Below are 19,158 nucleotides of genomic sequence, written 5' to 3'. Positions count from 1 at the left end.
GGCGGTAAAAAATAAAAAATGATAAAGAACGACCTATTTTTAAAAGCATTAAGAGGAGAAACAGTTGAACGTCCACCAGTTTGGATGATGCGTCAGGCGGGAAGATATTTGCCGGAATTCATCGCTTTGCGTGACAAGTATGATTTTTTCACTCGTTGCGAAACGCCTGAATTGGCCGCAGAAATCACGGTGCAACCCATTCTCAGAATTGCGCCAGATGCAGCGATTTTGTTTTCGGATATTTTGGTAGTGCCAAGAGCGATGGGAATTCACGTGGAATTGAAAGACAATTTGGGGCCAATTATTCCCAATCCAATTCGCACGATGGAACAAGTAAACCAAGTTTATGTTCCGGATGTAAATGAAACATTGGGTTATGTTTTTGATGCCGTGAAATTGACCAAAGAAATGTTGGACGACGAGGTGCCGTTGATTGGTTTTGCCGGTTCGCCTTGGACGATTTTCTGTTATGCCGTGGAAGGAAAAGGGTCGAAAAGTTTTGACACTGCCAAAGGATTTTGTTTCTCAAATCCTGTTGCTGCGCACACGTTGTTGCAAAAAATCACCGACACGACTATTTTATATTTAAAAGAAAAAGTAAAAGCAGGTTGCAACGCCATCCAGATTTTCGATTCTTGGGGAGGAATGCTTTCACCGATGGATTATCAAGAATTCTCCTGGAAATACATCAACCAAATCGTGGATGCCTTGGCAGAAATTACGCCGGTTATTGTTTTTGGAAAAGGATGCTGGTTTGCCCTTAACGATATGGGAAAAAGCAAGGCTTCGGCACTTGGTGTAGATTGGACCTGTTCGCCTAGAAATGCTCGTTATTTATCAGGTGGAAATGTTACTTTGCAAGGAAATTTCGACCCATCAAGATTGCTTTCGCCAATCCCGACCATCAAGAAAATGGTTCACGAAATGATTGACGAATTCGGAAAAGACAAATACATCGCCAATTTGGGTCACGGAATTTTACCTAATATTCCTGTAGATCACGCCAAAGCATTTGTGGATGCGGTGAAAGAATACAGACAAAAATAGTTGCAAAAATGCTGAACAAAGGCTTGCGAAACCAGGAAAGTATTCGAATAGACAACATTCTAAAGGTGTTGCATTCGCTGACTTTTGTACCTAAATTCTGGAATTTGGAAGACCTTTTGCTTCTCGAAAATGAGTTGAAAGATTTGGGAATGAATGTTGAAAGTCTCCAAAATTTTAACGAAGAGCAATTGATTTTCCATCTGCAGCGACTTCATTTTGACTGGAATCATTTCGAAATATTTGCCGATTTTTTAATCGCTTTTTCGAAAGAAAGTCAATTTGATTTTTCTGGAAAAGCCATTGCCGTTTACGATTATGTCCAAAAGGAAAGCAAGGTTTTTTCGTTTGGAATTCTTAATAAAATAGCTGCTGCAAAAGCAAATTTATAATGAAAAATAAATTTTACCAATACATACAAAACCTTCAAGACCAAATCTGCAAAGGATTGGAAGATGTTGACGGCACAACCAAATTTCGTGAGGATATTTGGGAACGCCCGGAAGGTGGAGGAGGAAGAACGCGCGTGATTGAAAACGGGACAGTTTTCGAAAAAGGAGGAGTGAACATTTCTGCCGTTCACGGAAAATTGCCGGACAGTATGCAAAAATTGTTCAACGTGGGCGAAGCGGATTTTTTTGCCTGCGGATTGAGTCTGGTTTTACATCCAAAAAGTCCAATGGTGCCAACGGTTCATGCCAATTGGCGCTATTTTGAAATGTATGACGACAATGGAAACGTGATTCAGCAATGGTTTGGTGGCGGACAAGATTTAACGCCTTATTATCTGTTTGAAGAAGATGCGACTCATTTTCACCAAACCTGCAAAACCGCTTGCGACAAACACAATCCGGATTTTTATCCAAAGTATAAAAAACAATGTGATACTTATTTTTGGAATGCACACAGAAATGAAGCTCGAGGAATTGGCGGATTGTTTTTCGATTATTGCAAAGCAACCGAAACAATGTCAATGGAAAATTGGTTCAACTTTGTTACCGAAGTGGGAAATAGTTTTCTGGAAGCCTACGTTCCAATTGTCGAAAAAAGAAAAAATTTATCATATATTCCAGAGCAAAGAACTTGGCAGGAAATCCGTCGTGGACGTTATGTCGAATTCAATTTGGTACACGATAAAGGCACTTTGTTTGGATTGAAAACCAACGGCAGAATCGAAAGTATCCTGATGAGTTTGCCACCTCACGTACAATGGGTGTATGACCATCATCCAGTATCGGGAAGTGAAGAAGAAAAATTATTGAAAGTATTAGAAAAACCAAAAAATTGGATATAAATTAAACCATTAAGAAATTAAGAAAAATTAAGTCAAACTCTTAATGAAACTTAATGCCTTAATGGTTCAAAAAGCAAAAAGTATGTTTCCATTACACAGAGGTAGAAGATTAAGGACCAATGAATCCATTCGTTCCTTGGTTCGTGAAACCAGTTTAAGTCCAACGGATTTTATGTTTCCGATGTTCATTGCGGAAGGTGAAAATGTAAAAGTAGCCATTCCGTCGATGCCGGGAATTTTCCGCCGTTCGATTGATTTAACGGTAGAAGAAGTCAAAGAAATATTTGCTTTAGGAATTAGAGCAGTCAATATTTACGTAAAAATAAGCGAGGATTTAAAAGACAATACAGGAAAAGAAGCTTGGAATCCAAACGGATTGATGCAACAAGCCATTAGTGCCATCAAAGCGGCTTGTCCCGAAATGATTGTGATGCCGGATGTGGCTTTGGATCCCTATTCCATTTATGGTCATGACGGAATTATTGCCAATGGCGATGTTGAAAACGATTCAACCGTTGCTGCTTTGGTAAAAATGTCTGTGTCTCATGCTCAAGCTGGTGCCGATTTTGTGGCGCCATCCGACATGATGGACGGTCGTGTCTTGCGTTTACGTGAAGGATTGGATGCCGCAGGTTTCCAGAACGTAGGGATTATGAGTTATTCCGCCAAGTATGCGTCGGCATTTTATGGTCCTTTCCGTGATGCTTTGGACAGTGCGCCAAGAGAAGCCGATGTTGAAGTTCCAAAGGACAAGAAAACCTACCAAATGGATTATGCCAACCGTATAGAAGCGATCCGCGAAGCAGTTTGGGATGTAGAAGAAGGAGCCGACATGGTTATGGTAAAACCAGGAATTGCCTATTTGGACATCGTTCGCGAGGTTAAAAACGCCGTGAATGTTCCCGTAACCGTTTTTCACGTTTCGGGCGAATATGCAATGATCAAAGCTGCTGCCGAAAGAGGCTGGCTGGACAACGACAAAATTATGATGGAACAATTAATGTGTATCAAAAGGGCAGGAGCGAGTTTGATTTCTACTTATTTTGCCAAAGAAGCAGCCATAATTTTAAATAAATAAAAATGAAATCGAAGATTCACGAATACCAGAAAATAAATATTAAAAACATGAGTAAAAAAGTTATATTTTTAGTATCCGTTTTAGTTCTAATCTGCTTCGCCAGTTCGCTAACGCTCGTGTCATGTAAAAAAGAGAGCGAAGAATCCTTTGGCAAACCTGAAACAACCCCCGAGACCACAGCTGAAGTTCAAAAACCAGAAGATTTGGGAAGTGAAATTTTTCACGGAAAAGGAGCTTGCGTGGCTTGTCACAAACCCGATGTGAAACTCGTGGGGCCAAGCCTTCAAGACATTGCCAAAATCTATAAAGACAAAAACGGAGACATCGTCAGCTTTCTTAAAGGCGAAGGCGAAGCAATTGTCGATCCATCCCAATACGCAGTGATGAAACCTAATTTGGAACTTACAAAGACTTTTTCGGACGAAGAATTAAAAGCCTTGGAAGCTTATGTTTATTCGAATTTGAAATAGTTTAGGAGCTAATCCCACTATTCGCCATATCTTTATGTTTTTAAAGAAAAAACATAAAGGATGTCGCTTCTATCGGGGCTAAAAAAAGAAAACCATTTGTGCAAACAAATGGTTTTCTTTTTTGGACTCTTTTAAATTCTTTGTGAACTTAGCAATAACTTTGTGTACTTTGCATTTCAATTATAAAAATTATGGAAACTGTCTACATCAAAACGCCTTTAGGAATTGCCAGAATAGTTGGTGATGAAAACGGTATTTCCTTAATTTCCATTTCAGATGATGGAATTATTTCTTCAACAATTCCAGTAGTTTTACAAGAAGCCGTTTTCCAACTTAACGACTATTTCGAAAGAAAAAGAATCGATTTCACGTTTAAATTGAATCCTGCTGGAACTGAATTCCAGCAAAAAGTTTGGAAAGGGTTGCTTGAAATTCCTTTCGGGAAAACGATGTCTTATTTGGAATTGTCCAAGAAATTGGGTGATGTCAAAGCCATTCGTGCCGTGGCTTCCGCCAATGGTAAAAATCCGCTTTGGATTGTGGTTCCCTGTCACAGGGTAATTGGAACTGATGGCTCGCTCACTGGTTATGCTGGAGGATTGTGGCGTAAAAAATGGTTATTGGAACACGAAAATCCCACTACACAGCAAAGTTTGTTTTAAAATGGTCGCCACGAATTACACGAATTGGCACGAATTTTTTTATATTCGTATATATTTACTTTCAATTTATATATAAAAGAAATCTGTTTAATCCGTAAAATCCGCGTCATCTGCGTGCCATAAACATGATAGAAAAAATCAACCTCAACAACATCCTGTTTCTTGACATAGAAACCGTTCCGGAAGTAGCCGATTTCAATTCTTTGGACGATGAAATGAAAGGGCTCTGGGAACACAAAACCCAATACCAACGCAAAGACGAATACACGCCCGAGGATTTTTATGATCGAGCCGGAATTTGGGCCGAGTTCGGGAAAATTGTCTGTATTTCAGTGGGGTATTTTGTCATCAAAGGGGATATTCGAAATTTTAGGGTGACCTCTTTTTTTGGAGAAGAAAAGAAAATTTTGAATGATTTCATCAACCTTTTGAACAATCATTTCAATCAACCGCAACACGTTTTGTGCGGACATAATGCCAAGGAATTCGACATTCCTTTTATTGCTCGCCGAATGATTATCAACAATATTGCCATTCCCAACAAACTGAATTTGTTTGGTAAAAAACCTTGGGAAATTCCCCATTTGGACACTTTGGAATTGTGGAAATTTGGCGATTACAAGCATTTTACTTCCTTGAAATTGATGTGTAAAGTACTCGGAATCCCTTCTCCAAAAGGCGATATCGACGGCAGTCAGGTGGGTCACGTTTTTTATGTGGATAAAGACATCGACCGAATTGTGACATATTGCGAAAAAGACACCATTGCCGTGGCTCAGATTTTCCTTCGATTAAGACGTGAAGATTTGTTGATTGAAGAAGAGATTATTCACGTTTAAACAATTTCAATTTCAAAATTCAATGGCAATTGCAATTTGAAAAACATTCGATTTACTTTAGAAAATAAAGAAGCAATTTTTGATATTTAAAATTCTTTTATTGACATTGACATTGACATTGATATTGCAATTGACATTGATTTATTACATTTACAAAAATTATATATTATGGTATTAAGTAGATTTTGGTTGGTCATTTTCATTTCGTCTATTGCATTTGTGATTTTCAGTTTGTTTTCGGGCAACAGTTATACAATAGACCATGTTTTAAACGGGAAAAAAGACGATCCAATTTTAATTTCTGAAAAATATCTTGACCAGATTCCTGCTTTTATAAAAGACAGTATCAACAAATCGGAAGAAAAAACCTTCATAATCAATAGAGATACGCTAAATGCGGATACTACTTATGTATATAAAAATAAAACCGTTAAAATTTTTAGTGGTGTTCAAAAATCGGATGGGTTGTTGCCTACTTGCAAAAGCACCTTACTTGATTTGATTTTGCCGCTTATGGCATATTTGGCTTTTTTCTGTGGGTTGATGGAACTTTTGATCATTTCTGGAGTGTCTGAAAAACTGGCAAGAGTATTGAGTCCGGTATTCGTAAAAGTGTTTCCAAGTATCCCCAAAAACCACCCGTCGATTTCCTATATGACCTTGAATTTTGCTGCCAATTTCTTGGGATTGGATTCGGCTGCCACGCCTTTTGGATTAAAAGCGATGGAAAGTTTACAAGAAATAAATCCTGAAAAAGACAAGGCAAGTGATGCCCAAATCATGTTTATGTGTCTGCATGCCTCGGGACTTACTTTAATTGCAACCTCCATAATTGGTTATCGTGCTGCCGCGGGTGCAAGCAACCCGGCCGATGTAATGCTGCCCTGTATCATCACTTCTTTTATCGGTACTATTGCCGCTTTTCTTATTGTTGGAGTCAAACAAAAAATTAATTTCAAAAGCGCATCTTTGGTTGCAGTCTTGATGGCGTTAATAGCTGCAATTATTGGTTTGTTGATGTATGTGAACCATTTGGATTTAATCGGAAAAAACTATTTTACAACTAATCTTTCGGCTTTAATATTGGTGGGAATTATTGCTTCTACTTTGATATTTTCATTTATTAAAGAGAAGAAATTTACTGACGCCAAAACTACTGTTTTTGAAGCTTTTGTATCGGGAGCCAATAATGGAGTTAAAACGGGCGTTACCATTTTTCCTTATGTTTTGGGAATGTTGGTTGCGATTTCTTTATTCAGAAACAGCGGTTTGTTTGAAATTATCAGCAACTGGATTGCTTTTGCTTTCTCGAATATGGGAGTCAGCAAAGAAATCACCGATGCATTGCCGGTAGCATTGCTTAGACCTTTCAGTTCGGCTGGATCAAGAGGGTTTTTGATAGATTCGATGAATACTTTTGGTGCCGATTCTATGACGGGAAGGTTAAGCAGTATTTTTCAATGTAGCGCCGAAAGTACTTTTTATGTAATAGCAGTTTACTTTGGTTCGGTTAACATAAAAAATACCCGATACGCATTGGGAACGATGCTTCTAGTTGACGTGATTTGCGTGATTACGGCTATTTTTGTGGCAAGCTGGTTTTTCTAATTCAACTTTAAAATTATAAATTTAATATCCATTTAAAACAATAAAAAAAATGTCAAAATACACTAAATACATTGCCATAGTTTTGATTATTCTATTCTTGCTTACGAGCATATTAAGTTAAAACAACCTAAATCTACATTACTAAAAAACATTTTGGTAAGAGCTGGTTTTTTTTAAATTACAGTAACAATAAATAACACACTTTCAATATGGATATGGTAATTAACGATTTCTCTTGGGGATTATTTTTTTGGCAGATTTTTTGCATTTTGATGTTTATAACGTTTTGTTATATTTTGTTTTTAATTGTCGGAAAACTAAAAAAATAGAGGGTTTGTTGGGGATAAAAATAGAATTGAAACTCTATAATTTATAACAATTCTAAACCATAAGTTGATATAAATCGCAATGAATTCCTTCTACAATTCTTATATTTGGCGTTCTTAAAAAAACCTCATAATATGGACTTTATATACCAGGATCCTTATCCAATTTTAAAAGACGATACCCAATACCGCAAAATTACTTCCGATTTTGTAAAAACTGAAAAACTAGGAGAAAGAGAAATCTTGACTGTTGACCCAAAAGGATTAGAACTTTTGGCTCAGGAAGCTTTGAAAGATGTTTCTTTTATGTTGCGTACTTCGCATTTGGAAAAATTAAGAGCTATTCTTGATGATCCGGAAGCAACAGACAACGACCGATTTGTGGCTTATAATTTATTACAAAACGCGGCAGTGGCCATCGATGGAGAATTGCCTTCTTGTCAAGACACCGGAACGGCGATTGTAATGGCCAAAAAAGGCGAAAATGTATATACTGGTACCGATGATGCCGAATGGCTTTCAAAAGGGATTTTTAACACCTACCAAGAAAGAAATCTTCGTTATTCCCAGATTGTGCCCATCAGTATGTTTGAGGAAAAAAACTCGGGTTCAAATCTTCCGGCGCAGATAGATATTTATGCCAAAAAAGGAGCTTCTTACGAGTTTTTGTTCTTGGCAAAAGGTGGAGGTTCTGCCAATAAAACGTATTTGTATCAACAAACGAAATCTTTGTTGAATGAAAAATCATTGGATGCTTTCATTCGTGCCAAAATAATGGATTTGGGAACATCGGCTTGTCCGCCGTATCACTTGGCTTTAGTGATTGGAGGAACTTCTGCGGAAGCGAATTTAGCCGCAGTGAAAAAAGCATCAGCAGGTTATTTTGATCATTTGCCGACATCCGGAAATATGTCTGGTCAGGCTTTCCGTGATTTGGAATGGGAGAAAAGAGTGCAATTGATTTGCCAGCAAAGTGCCATTGGAGCACAATTTGGAGGTAAATATTTCACGCACGATGTTCGCGTGATTCGTTTGCCGCGTCACGCTGCTTCTTGTCCGGTTGGATTGGGAGTTTCTTGTTCTGCCGATAGAAACATCAAAGGGAAGATTACCAAAGACGGTATTTTCGTGGAGCAATTGGAAGTAAATCCAAAACGTTTGTTGCCTGAAACGCCACCGCATTTGGAAGAAGCGGTTGAAATTGATTTGAACCAACCAATGGCCGATATCCTTAAAAAATTATCGCAATATCCTATCAAAACACGTTTGAAATTGAACGGGACCTTGATTGTGGCTCGTGATATTGCTCACGCAAAAATCAAGGAATTACTAGATGCTGGTAAACCAATGCCGGAATACTTTAAAAATCACCCAATTTACTATGCAGGACCAGCGAAAACACCTGAAGGAATGGCTTCGGGAAGTTTTGGACCAACAACTGCCGGTAGAATGGACGTTTATGTGGAGGAATTCCAAAAAAATGGAGGAAGTATGGTAATGCTTGCCAAAGGAAACAGAACCAAAGACGTGATGAATGCCTGTAAAGCCTACGGTGGATTCTATTTGGGTTCCATTGGAGGTCCTGCGGCCATCTTGGCCAAAGAAAACATCCTTTCGGTTGAGGTGGTTGATTTTGAAGAATTGGGAATGGAAGCCGTTCGTAAAATCACCATCAAAGATTTCCCAGCTTTTATTATCACCGATGATAAAGGAAATGATTTCTTTGAGAACTTGTAGAGTTTAATCGCAAAGATTATTTTAACCGCAAATTCGCAAATTATTTTCAAAGTTTTTGAGATTTAAAATTTGCGAATTTGCGGTTTGTTTTTTCATAGACAAACTCCTGAAATTGTTATCGTGTTTCAAGCGATTTGTAAACTTGAAAGCAGCATATTTTCTACTAAACGAAAATATGCAGTAAAATGGTAATTTTACCAAATCCTAAAAATCTATTGAAACTATACTAGCGACTAGTGTTTTTCACCGTCCAAATAGAACCGTTTTTAGTTGTTAGTTTTTCTAAATTTCCTTTTGTTACAAGTTCATTTAATCGTTTTTCACTTTCTGCTCTTTGTGTTCCTGAGAGTTCGGAAAACTCTTTTGCTGTAAGCGATTGGTATTTTGAAAAAAGTGCCTCCCAATTTTTAGCATATTCATTTTTTGTTGCTGTGGGATGAAGTTTCAAAACGGAAGTTTCGAAAAAAGCGTAAGGTTTTGAGCCATAAACAATCTCTTTTTCCCCTTTCGCATCTACAATGAAGATAGTAGGAAAACCTCTTACACCATTTTGTTTGGCAAATTTTAAATCTTCTTCAAAAAGGATTTTAGCTTCATTATTAAAGTCTGTTTTAAACTTTTCTAAATTCAAACCAACTTTTTTAGCACCTATTTCTAAATTTTCCCACTTTGCAATGTTCTTTTTTTTCAGGAAAACCATTTCGCGGATTTCCCTTAAAAATAAAACAGCTTTTGCTTTGTCTTGCATTTCTGCGGCTTTAAAAGCTATCGAAGGCGGATATGAAGACTGTAAAGGATCTTCTAACCAAACGTCTCCATCGATTGGCATATCATAATAGGCACTCACTTCGTCCCAATGATGCGCTACATCAGAAGGTTTACTGATGCCACCACTGTTGTAACTCCAATCAGGGAGTAAACCTCCCATACGGTATTCAATTTCTATACTATTGCCGTACTCCAGTTTAAGTTTTCGAAGTTGCGGTTCTATTCCCCAACAAGAAGAACAAATTGGATCTGTAAAGTAAATAACCTTAACTGGTTTTTCTGTGTTTGGAGTTAAAACTTCTGCTGCTGTCGATGTTTGAGGTATTCCACAAATCCCTTCAACTGGGTCGCATAATAGCGGATTGTTATTATTTTCCATTTTCTTATGTGTTTGAGATTGGCAATCGAAGTTGCCAATTATAGTTAATAGTAATATCAGCTATTTTAATTTCATTTACTGAATAATTTTTCAGCGTATGCAGTGTTAGCAAATTCCTCCATCTTCGTAATTAAACTATTTTCAACCGTGTAAACTTGTACCCAATTTTGTTCTAAAATCTTACCATTCTTTTTAATTTTCTGCTTTTCAGAACCAAGTACAACGACAGTTTTTCCGTTACCAATAATTTCGTTTACTTTGAAATCAAGGATTTCAACATTTGAAACTATGTTACCAATGAATTTTACAACTTCATCTTTTCCTTTATATGTTCCAGAGTAAGGAATCAAAGTACTTCCATTGTAGTTCCAAACTGTAGCATCGGAAAGTGTCAGTTTTAAAGCATCCATATTTCCCGTTCCAAAGGCTTGAAGCATTTTATTGACCACTTCTGTTTCTTTGCTATTGTTTTTTTGTGCATTAGCACTCATCGTTGTTAGGCTTAATACGATTAGAATTACGCCAACTGTTTTCTTAATTGCTTTTTTCATTTTTTATATTTTATTAATTATGGTACAAAGCTACTATGCAGTTGATGTATATAAGCTATGGATTTCCTTTTGGAAAGTAGTTTCCAATTGGGAAGTACCAGAAGAATTAATACCTTTGTAAAGAATAAATTGAATTGAAAAACGATGAAAAAAACCGCTGAAATAAATGCTACACAAGTTTGTCAGGTAAGAATGCAAGCTATTAGTGATGCTATGAGTCTATTATCCGGAAAGTGGAAATTCCATATTTTGGGAACGCTCATCGAGGGTAATGCATTGGGATTTATGGATTTGTTGAGAGAAGTGAAAGGCATTGGTACAAAAATGCTGTCAAAAGAACTTCAAGATTTAGAAGTGAATAACTTGGTTAGTCGTAAAGTAATGAATACAAAACCCATTACTGTCGAATATACAATAACAGAATATGGCAAAACACTTTCGCCTCTAATTGATGAAATTGCAAAATGGGGAATCGATTACAGAAAATCTGTTTACGGAAAAACGGACAAATAAATTTGTTTGTGTTGAGTATTTGTTTTTTTAATTATTATAATATTTGAAATGATCTGCGAATCTGCGGTTCATTTTTTTAATCAATTATCATTTCCGGAATTTCGCCTTCAATAATTAAATCTGCTTCAGTGGAGGCGATGATGTGTTCTACGGAAACTCCAGGCGCGCGTTCCAAGAGTTTAAATCCTTTTGGGGTCACTTCGAGAACGGCCAATTCGGTCACGACTTTTTTCACGCAGCCAACGCCTGTTAATGGCAAAGTACATTTTTTTAGAATTTTGGATTCTCCTGCTTTGTTGACGTGCATCATGGCCACGATAATATTTTCGGCAGAAGCGACCAAGTCCATCGCGCCTCCCATTCCCTTGACCATTTTTTCGGGGATTTTCCAGTTGGCAATATCGCCGTTTTCGGAAACTTCCATGGCGCCAAGAATCGTCAAATCGACGTGTTGCCCACGAATCATTCCGAAACTTGTTGCCGAGTCAAAGAAAGATGCGCCTTCCAAAGTCGTGATGGTTTGTTTTCCGGCGTTGATCAAGTCAGCGTCCTCCTCTCCTTCAAAAGGGAAAGGTCCCATTCCGAGAACGCCGTTTTCACTTTGAAATTCCACTTCAATTCCTTTTGGGATGTAATTTGCTACCAATGTTGGAATTCCAATACCGAGGTTGACAAAGTATTTATCTTTGACTTCTTGGGCAATTCGTTTGGCTATGTCTTCTTTTGTTAGCATAATAATGAATGTATCAATTTTTTAATGTATCAATTTAACAATGAAGAGGAGTATTCAAAATTAATTTATCAATGTGTCAAAATACTAATTAATTCATTTTTAAATGTTCAATTGCTCCATTGAATCGTTATTTGCATATTAACTATTTTTTTTGCTGCTACTTATTATTTTGTAAACAATTAGACCAAGTTCATTTATTTTTGTCTTTAAACTAGGTTCAAATGGATAGTTTTTTGCTCTTTCACATAGAATCAACCAATATTTGGTTTCCTCTAATTCTTTTGCAGCAATTTTTATTTTATGAATAAAGTCTGCTCTACTTTCTGCATTTTGAGCTTCGTGAATATTAGCTCCAATACTTGTTCCGCTTTTCAATAACTGATTGGCAATAACAAATTTTCGTTTACTTTCTAATAGTTCACAAAAATCAATAATATCTAATGCGAAATCTATGGATTTAGAAACAACTACATTTTCTTGGCTCATAATTGTGGTTTTTTAAATTTATAGATAGTTTAGAAATTGTTACATTAAGAAATTGATAAATTGTTTAATTAATTTTTCTAACAGTTCTCTTCTCAATCCTCTTCTCATACTTTTCTCCTTGAAAAATACGTTGAACAAATATTCCAGGCGTGTGAATTTGATTGGGGTCGAGTGTTCCGGATTCTACCAATTCTTCGACTTCGGCGATGGTGATTTTTGCGGCGCCAGCCATACAAGGATTGAAATTTCGGGCAGTTCCTTTGAAGATTAGGTTTCCTGCCGTGTCGCCTTTCCAAGCTTTTACAATGGCAAAATCGGCTTTGAATGCCAATTCCATTACGTGCATTTTTCCGTTGAATTCTCGGGTTTCTTTGCCAATGGCTACTTCCGTTCCGAAACTTGCCGGCGTGAAAAAAGCGGGAATTCCGGTTTGGGCTGCTCGACAACGTTCAGCCAGAGTTCCTTGCGGAATGAGTTCTACCTCGAGTTCGCCGGTAAGCATTTGGCGTTCAAATTCGGCATTTTCTCCCACGTAGGAAGAAATCATTTTTTTGATTTGATGTTTTTGCAAAAGCAGTCCAAGACCAAAATCATCGACTCCGGCATTGTTGGAAATACAGGTAAGGTTCTTGGTTTCTTTTTTGACCAATTCGGCAATGGAGTTTTCAGGAATGCCACACAATCCGAAACCACCAAGCATTAGGGTCATTCCGTTTTCGATTCCTTCGAGTGCTTCTTGAACAGAATTTACTTTTTTGTAGATCATGACAAATCGATTTCTTTTGGCTATTAAAAGTAAGCCTTTATTTTCAAAAGAAAAAACAATATTTCAATTCAGTTGGCAAACAAAAAAGCCTTCGTTAATAAAAAATTTAATGAAGGCTTTTTATGGTTTTACAACTCGAATTCGTCGGTGTCTTGTTCTACGGCAGTGGTGTCTTTTACAACTGCTGGACGGGTGTAACAATCTACTTTTATGGAAAGATTTTTAGGTCTGTCGAAACCTTCTTTGGATACTTTGAGGTTTTCGTCAGCATAACAAAGCTTCATGAAATAACCCCAAATTGGCAAGGCCGCGGTTGCTCCTTGACCATAAGTCAGGCTTTTGAATCGAGCTGAACGGTCTTCGCATCCTACCCAAACTCCGGTTACCAAGTTGGGCACCATTCCCATAAACCAACCGTCGGACTGGTTCTGGGTTGTTCCTGTTTTACCCGCAATTGGATTGGTAAACATGTACGGATAGCCTGTCCAACGATTGTCGCCGCTTCCGCCACCTTGTGTTCTTAATCTGGCACCAGAGCCACTTTCGGTAACACCTTCGAGTAATTTGATTACGGCAAAGGCAATGTCTTTATTCAATACATCGTGTGATTCTGGAATGGGTTCGTAAATCACTACGCCACTTTTGTCTTCTATTCGGGTGATGAATTGTGGTTTTACGTAAACACCTTGGTTGGCAAAGGTTCCGTAAGCAGCAACCATGTCTTCCACGGTAATGTCAACCGCGCCCAATGCTATCGAAGGCTGGGCAGGAATTTCGGATTTTACGCCTAATTTGTGTGTCAATTCCACTACGGCTTCCGGTCCTGTTTTGTCAATCAATTTGGCCGAAATGGTGTTGATGGAATTAGCCAATCCTTGTTTTAAGGATACCATTCCACGGTATCTGTTGTCGGAATTTCTTGGTTCCCAATCTTCGGTCACGTTATGACGGCCTTTGCGAATTATGAATGGACCGTCGACTAGGGTGTCACATGGCGACATTCCCAATTGTTCGATGGCTGTGGCATAAACAAAGGGTTTGAAAGTGGAACCTACTTGTCTGGCTCCTTGTCCTACGTGGTCGTATTGAAAATATTTGTAGTTGATTCCGCCCACCCAAGCTTTGATGTTGCCCGTTTGAGGCTCCATGGCCATCAAGCCCGATTGGAGGAAATGTTTGTAATAACGTATGGAATCCAAAGGTGTCATGATGGTGTCTCTTTCCCCTTTCCAAGTGAAGACCGTCATTTTTACTTTTTGGCTGAATGAGGCTATGATTTCTTCTTCGCTTTTGTCTTGTTCCGCCAACACGGTCCATCGGTAGGATGATTTCATCGCTTGTTTTAGGATACGTTGGGTTTCAGCATCAGAGATGTTTACAAAAGGTGCGTTTTTATTGGTTTTGGCTTCGATAAAAAACTGTTGTTGAAGGTTTTCCATATGCTTGGCAACGGCTTCTTCGGCATGCAATTGCATTCTGGAATCGATGGTGGTGTAGATTTTCAAGCCGTCTTTGTAGATGTTATAGTCGGAACCATCGGCTTTTTTGTTTTCTTCCATCCATTTTTTCATATAGTCACGCAAATATTCCCTGAAATAGGTTGCCGTTCCTTCACGGTGACTTTCCAGTTTGAAATGCAAGGTGATAGGCAATGCTTGCAGTTTTTCTTTTTGTTCCTTGGTGATGATGTGCCCTTTTTCCATTTGTGAAAGCACCACATTTCTACGGTTTTTAACGCCTTGGGCATTTTTTACCGGATTGTACAATCCCGAGTTTTTAAACATTCCAACCAATATTGCCGATTCGTCTATGGTCAAATCTTTGGGTGCTTTTGAAAAATAGGTTTGTGCCGCAGAGCTTACCCCAACGGAATAATTGCCAAAATCATAGACATTGCAGTACATGGCGATGATTTCGTTTTTGGTGTATTGTCTTTCCAATCGGATGGCAATAATCCATTCCTTGATTTTTTGCACGATTCTAAACGGCAAGAATTTTGATCCTTCGCCGTGGAATAATTGTTTGGCCAATTGTTGTGTCAAGGTGCTTGCCCCACCGCTTGTTCCCATACTGGCAATGGCTCTCAATGTTCCCCTGCCGTCTATTCCCGAATGTTCGTAAAAACGTTCGTCTTCGGTGGCTACCAATGCATCTACAAGGTTTTTAGGCAAGTCGGAATATTTTAATTGAGACCTGTTTTTTTCGAAATATTTTCCCAAAATTACTCCGTCTGACGAGATGATTTCGGTGGCTAAATTGGAATCTGGATTTTCTAAATCTTCGAATGAAGGCATGGAACCAAAAAGACCCCATGAAGCGAGCAAGAAGAACACCACGACACCACCCAAACCATAAAAGAAAATTTTCCAAAATTTATTTTTATAGTAATTGATGTCTTTTTCTACTTTGTTTGCCGGATTATTATTTTTTCGAGTAGCCATATTATGTCTTAATCTATTTTTTCTATTCTAAAACCCACATCGGTAATTCCTTCTAAAGCTTTAACTCCTGGAATTTTTCCGTTTTCTCTGACGGCTTGTTTTATGTGTACTTTGTATTTTCCTCTAAATCGTACTTTTTCCTTATAAAAAAGTTTGTTTTCTTTTATATCCGTAAAACCATCTCCTAGCAGTGAGCCGTCTGGATTGGCCATTTGATATTCAAGGGTATCGACTTTTGTAAAACCATTTGGCATTTCAAGAGCAACGATCAAAAAGAGATTGTTGAACGGATAATCGTTGTTGTCTCTCAAATTTACGAATAAATTGTATCGTTTTGTCGAATCCAATTCCGGTAAATCGAAAGTTACAACACTGTCTTTATGCCATGCAGTTCCCACGGATTTGTATTCGTCAAAAACCCTTTTTTTATCGCATGAAAAAAAGAGTACCACGACCAAAAGCAGTAATGCACTATTCTTTTTTCTCATTTTTGGTGATAATTATTGGTTTTCTTGGCGCAGCAGGTTTATTGTCATTTGCGGCATTAGCATTAGGCTTGGCATTGTTGTTAGGCCTTTTGTTGTTATTTGGTTTATTGTTGTTTGGTTTGTTTTCGTTCCCGCTGTTTTTGTTTTCGTTGTTTTTGTTGGCAACGATAACATTTTCTCCGCCTGGTTTGCGTTTTTTGTTTGGTTTTTTCTTCTTCTTGGGTTGGTCAAAACGGGTCAAACTTTCTTGGCCCATGGCATTGTTGAAATGCTTTTCTGGTTCCTGAACTACTTCAATGGCAAAGTCTTCCAATGAAGCGACTTTGTTTTTGAGTTTGTTTTCGGCAATGATTTCGGTGACTTGTTCTATTTTTAGCATGTGCCAATTGGCAAAATCATTGGTGTAGGCAAACCACATCAGTCCTTTGAAAATATCCTGTTTTTGGCAAACTGCATCTCCTTTTTCGGTTACCAATTTGGTGTCAAAACTTGGAAATCCTTTCAAGGCATCCATATAAGTATCCAATTCATAATTTAGGCAGCATTTCAATTTCCCGCACTGGCCTGCCAGTTTTTGTGGGTTCAATGACAATTGTTGGTAACGTGCCGCCGAGGTGTTCACGCTTCTGAAATCGGTTAGCCAAGTGGAACAACACAATTCTCTTCCGCAAGATCCTATTCCGCCCAAACGAGCCGCTTCTTGGCGAAGACCCACTTGTTTCATCTCGACTCTTGTGCTGAATTCTTTGGCAAAATCCTTGATCAATAGCCTGAAATCGACTCTGTCATTGGCCGTGTAATAGAACGTGGCTTTCGATCCATCGCCTTGAAATTCGATGTCGGAAATTTTCATTTCCAGTTTTTGGGCAATGGCCAATTCTCTGGCTCGAACCTTCATCGGCTCTTCTTTGTCACGGGCATTGGACCAAATATCGATGTCTTTTTGGGATGCTTTTCGGTACACTTTGGCAACGTCGGAACTGTTAGGATTTACTCCTTTTTTCTTCATTTGGATGCGAACCAACTCACCTGTCAAAGTTACAATTCCTATGTCGTGACCAGGAGAAGCTTCAGTGGCGACAATGTCACCCATACTTAAAGTCAGTTTCTCCGTATTGCGGTAAAATTCTTTTCTCCCGTTTTTGAAACGCACTTCCACACAGTCAAAAGGAGCTTCGCCATTGGGCAAACTCATATTCGAAAGCCAGTCGAAAACCGTTAATTTGTTGCAGCTGTCGGTGCCGCAAGTCCCATTATTTTTGCAACCCTTAGGTGCACCACCATCAGAAGTTGAACAACTTGTACATGCCATAATTTTATATGTAGTATTGCGATGAACGCAATTTAAGTTCTTAAAACGTTTAATCGGTAAAGATAGTATTTTTTAATTTTAAGTTACAAGAGGTAAAAAGGGCAAAAAATCATAAAATTATACTAAAAAAAAACCATCACAATTGAAGTTGTGACGGGTTGATTTATCAGTGGAATTGAATGAAATGCTATGTTTCCTTCACCGAAATAATCTTCACCGGACAGGCTTTGGCGGCGAGTTCGCAACTTTCGACAATGGTGTGGTCTGGCGATTTCAGCGTGAAAAATCCTTTGGCGTTCACGCTTTTGATCAATACCGATTTGCCATCTTTTTTGGACATTTGAAACTGGACGGGTGCCATTTCCACGCAATAATTGCAGCCAATGCATTTGTCTCTTTGCAGCGTTACAATGACCATTAGGCTTCCACGATTTTATATAATTTGTCGGACATACGGATTCTAAAAGGCAGTTTGAAAGTACAATCGTCTCCTTTCGTTGCTTTTTCTACCGTTGTATCGTTCACGTACATTTCTTCGATAATCATTTCTTGAGCTCCGGTGCTTGGACCTGTCACCAATATTTTGTCCCCGATTTTGATGTCGTAAGCTTCGATTTTGAATTGTCCAATTTCCGCTTTCGGGAAAAAATGGGTTCCTTTCCCCACGTACACTTTCTTTTGGGTCGCTACCGATCCCGAAACATCGCTCCATTCGCCCAATTCTTGCCCAAGATAATAACCTGACCAAAAACCGCGATTGTAAACCGTGTTCAAGGCTTCCATCCAAACCGCTATTTTTTCTTTTGAAAAACTGCCTTCATAATAACTGTCGATGGCTTCACGGTAGTTTTTGATTACGGTGGCAACATATTCCGGCGCGCGGCCACGACCTTCAATTTTCAAGACTTGAATGCCTGAATCTATCACTTGATCCAGAAAATCAAGCGTGCACAAATCTTTCGGCGACATCATGTATTCGTTGTCCAATTGGATTTCGAAACCGGTTTCTTGGTCGATAACGGTGTATTTTTTGCGACAATTTTGTTTGCAAGCGCCACGGTTTGCCGAGGAATTGTGCGAATGCAAACTCAAATAACATTTTCCCGAAACCGCCATGCACAAAGCACCGTGGCCGAAAATTTCGATTTCCACCAATTTGCCGTTGGGTCCCTTGATTTGTTCTTTTTCGATTTGTGCGGTGATATTTTTTACTTGGCGCAAACTCAATTCGCGGCTCAAAACCATCGTGTCTGCAAAAAGACTGTAGAATTTTATGGTTTCGATGTTGGTCACGTTCAACTGGGTCGAAATATGGACTTCCATTCCTATTCCTCTCGCCATGGCAATTACGGCTTGGTCGGAAGCAATTACTGCCGTGATGTTGGCTTCCTTGGCTTTGGCCAATAATGTTTTCACGACCGATAAATCGTGGTCGTAAATGATGGTGTTTAGCGTCAAATAACTTCGAACGTTTTTTTCTTCGCAACGACGGGCAATTTCCGGCAAATCCTCCATCGTGAAATTGACGGTGGCACGAGCGCGCATGTTCAATTGCTCCACTCCGAAGTAAACGGAATCGGCTCCGTTGTCCAGTCCGGCTTGCAAGGATTCGAAATTTCCTGCTGGAGCCATTAATTCTATTTTGTTGTTTGTTGCCATGATA

The 19,158-nt window shown here is 38.6% G+C and carries 20 protein-coding genes; 10 read left to right on the top strand and 10 right to left on the bottom strand.

Going from position 1 to position 19,158, the window contains the following annotated elements:
* Positions 1-18 precede the first annotated feature (18 nt).
* The 9 genes from hemE (at position 19) to BUC16_RS02340 (ending at position 9,058) form a co-directional block, all read left to right on the top strand.
* Entirely contained in the window at positions 19-1,047 is a 1,029-nt protein-coding gene (hemE, locus tag BUC16_RS02380; RefSeq protein ID WP_073367639.1) for a uroporphyrinogen decarboxylase, read from the top strand.
* 8 nt (positions 1,048-1,055) lie between these two features.
* Positions 1,056-1,436: a hypothetical protein gene (locus BUC16_RS02375; protein ID WP_073367637.1), complete on the top strand. Its 381-nt coding sequence runs from the start codon at positions 1,056-1,058 to the stop codon at positions 1,434-1,436.
* Positions 1,436-2,338 carry an oxygen-dependent coproporphyrinogen oxidase gene (gene hemF, locus BUC16_RS02370; protein WP_073367636.1) on the top strand — a complete coding sequence of 301 codons (903 nt, stop codon included), beginning with the start codon at positions 1,436-1,438 and terminating at the stop codon, positions 2,336-2,338. Before BUC16_RS02375 ends, hemF begins: the two co-directional genes overlap by 1 nt.
* Before the next feature lie 82 nt (positions 2,339-2,420).
* On the top strand, positions 2,421-3,416 hold the full coding sequence (gene hemB, locus BUC16_RS02365; protein WP_073368661.1) for a porphobilinogen synthase: 996 nt from the start codon (positions 2,421-2,423) through the stop codon (positions 3,414-3,416).
* 2 nt (positions 3,417-3,418) lie between these two features.
* Positions 3,419-3,886, top strand: coding sequence for a c-type cytochrome (locus BUC16_RS02360; protein ID WP_244534322.1), 468 nt, complete (start codon positions 3,419-3,421; stop codon positions 3,884-3,886).
* Positions 3,887-4,077: 191 nt separating this feature from the next.
* A complete protein-coding gene (locus BUC16_RS02355) occupies positions 4,078-4,548 on the top strand; it encodes a methylated-DNA--[protein]-cysteine S-methyltransferase (protein ID WP_073367634.1) in 471 nt (156 codons plus the stop codon).
* 125 nt (positions 4,549-4,673) lie between these two features.
* A complete protein-coding gene (locus BUC16_RS02350; RefSeq protein WP_073367632.1) occupies positions 4,674-5,387 on the top strand; it encodes a 3'-5' exonuclease in 714 nt (237 codons plus the stop codon).
* A 168-nt stretch (positions 5,388-5,555) separates the two neighbouring features.
* Entirely contained in the window at positions 5,556-6,995 is a 1,440-nt protein-coding gene (locus BUC16_RS02345) for a spore maturation protein (RefSeq protein ID WP_073367631.1), read from the top strand.
* A 461-nt stretch (positions 6,996-7,456) separates the two neighbouring features.
* Positions 7,457-9,058, top strand: a complete 1,602-nt coding sequence (locus BUC16_RS02340) for a fumarate hydratase (RefSeq protein ID WP_073367629.1) — start codon at positions 7,457-7,459, stop codon at positions 9,056-9,058.
* A 226-nt stretch (positions 9,059-9,284) separates the two neighbouring features.
* Here BUC16_RS02340 and BUC16_RS02335 read toward each other — a convergent pair whose 3' ends face one another.
* Both BUC16_RS02335 and BUC16_RS02330 read right to left on the bottom strand, forming a co-directional pair.
* Positions 9,285-10,205, bottom strand: coding sequence for a ClpXP adapter SpxH family protein (locus BUC16_RS02335; protein WP_073367628.1), 921 nt, complete (start codon positions 10,203-10,205; stop codon positions 9,285-9,287).
* Between the two features lie 71 nt (positions 10,206-10,276).
* Complete coding sequence (locus tag BUC16_RS02330; RefSeq protein WP_073367626.1) at positions 10,277-10,756, bottom strand: nuclear transport factor 2 family protein; 480 nt, start codon at positions 10,754-10,756, stop codon at positions 10,277-10,279.
* 144 nt (positions 10,757-10,900) lie between these two features.
* On the opposite strand from BUC16_RS02330, the gene BUC16_RS02325 reads away from it, so the two are divergent.
* Positions 10,901-11,269: a winged helix-turn-helix transcriptional regulator gene (locus BUC16_RS02325; protein ID WP_073367625.1), complete on the top strand. Its 369-nt coding sequence runs from the start codon at positions 10,901-10,903 to the stop codon at positions 11,267-11,269.
* A 76-nt stretch (positions 11,270-11,345) separates the two neighbouring features.
* Here the strand turns inward: BUC16_RS02325 and BUC16_RS02320 are convergent, their stop codons facing one another.
* The 8 genes from BUC16_RS02320 to BUC16_RS02285 form a co-directional block, all read right to left on the bottom strand.
* Positions 11,346-12,002 carry a CoA transferase subunit B gene (locus BUC16_RS02320; RefSeq protein ID WP_073367623.1) on the bottom strand — a complete coding sequence of 219 codons (657 nt, stop codon included), beginning with the start codon at positions 12,000-12,002 and terminating at the stop codon, positions 11,346-11,348.
* Positions 12,003-12,140: 138 nt separating this feature from the next.
* Positions 12,141-12,488, bottom strand: a complete 348-nt coding sequence (locus BUC16_RS02315; protein WP_073367622.1) for a four helix bundle protein — start codon at positions 12,486-12,488, stop codon at positions 12,141-12,143.
* A gap of 64 nt (positions 12,489-12,552) precedes the next feature.
* Positions 12,553-13,254, bottom strand: a complete 702-nt coding sequence (locus tag BUC16_RS02310; protein WP_073367620.1) for a CoA transferase subunit A — start codon at positions 13,252-13,254, stop codon at positions 12,553-12,555.
* Between the two features lie 128 nt (positions 13,255-13,382).
* On the bottom strand, positions 13,383-15,695 hold the full coding sequence (locus BUC16_RS02305) for a penicillin-binding protein 1A (protein ID WP_073367619.1): 2,313 nt from the start codon (positions 15,693-15,695) through the stop codon (positions 13,383-13,385).
* 8 nt (positions 15,696-15,703) lie between these two features.
* A complete protein-coding gene (locus tag BUC16_RS02300; protein ID WP_073367617.1) occupies positions 15,704-16,183 on the bottom strand; it encodes a gliding motility lipoprotein GldH in 480 nt (159 codons plus the stop codon).
* The gene (locus tag BUC16_RS02295) at positions 16,167-17,495 is read right to left on the bottom strand and encodes a PSP1 domain-containing protein (protein WP_073367616.1); all 1,329 of its coding nucleotides are present in this window, start codon (positions 17,493-17,495) and stop codon (positions 16,167-16,169) included. Before BUC16_RS02295 ends, BUC16_RS02300 begins: the two co-directional genes overlap by 17 nt.
* 187 nt (positions 17,496-17,682) lie before the next feature.
* Positions 17,683-17,913, bottom strand: coding sequence for a ferredoxin (locus BUC16_RS02290; RefSeq protein ID WP_073367614.1), 231 nt, complete (start codon positions 17,911-17,913; stop codon positions 17,683-17,685).
* A complete protein-coding gene (locus BUC16_RS02285) occupies positions 17,913-19,154 on the bottom strand; it encodes a peptidase U32 family protein (RefSeq protein WP_073367612.1) in 1,242 nt (413 codons plus the stop codon). Before BUC16_RS02285 ends, BUC16_RS02290 begins: the two co-directional genes overlap by 1 nt.
* Positions 19,155-19,158: the final 4 nt, after the last annotated feature.

Origin of the sequence: Flavobacterium fluvii, assembly GCF_900129545.1 — a bacterium.
Lineage (GTDB): Bacteria > Bacteroidota > Bacteroidia > Flavobacteriales > Flavobacteriaceae > Flavobacterium > Flavobacterium fluvii.
Note: the sequence above shows the minus strand (reverse complement) of the source record. Positions and strands in the feature narration are given on the sequence as shown.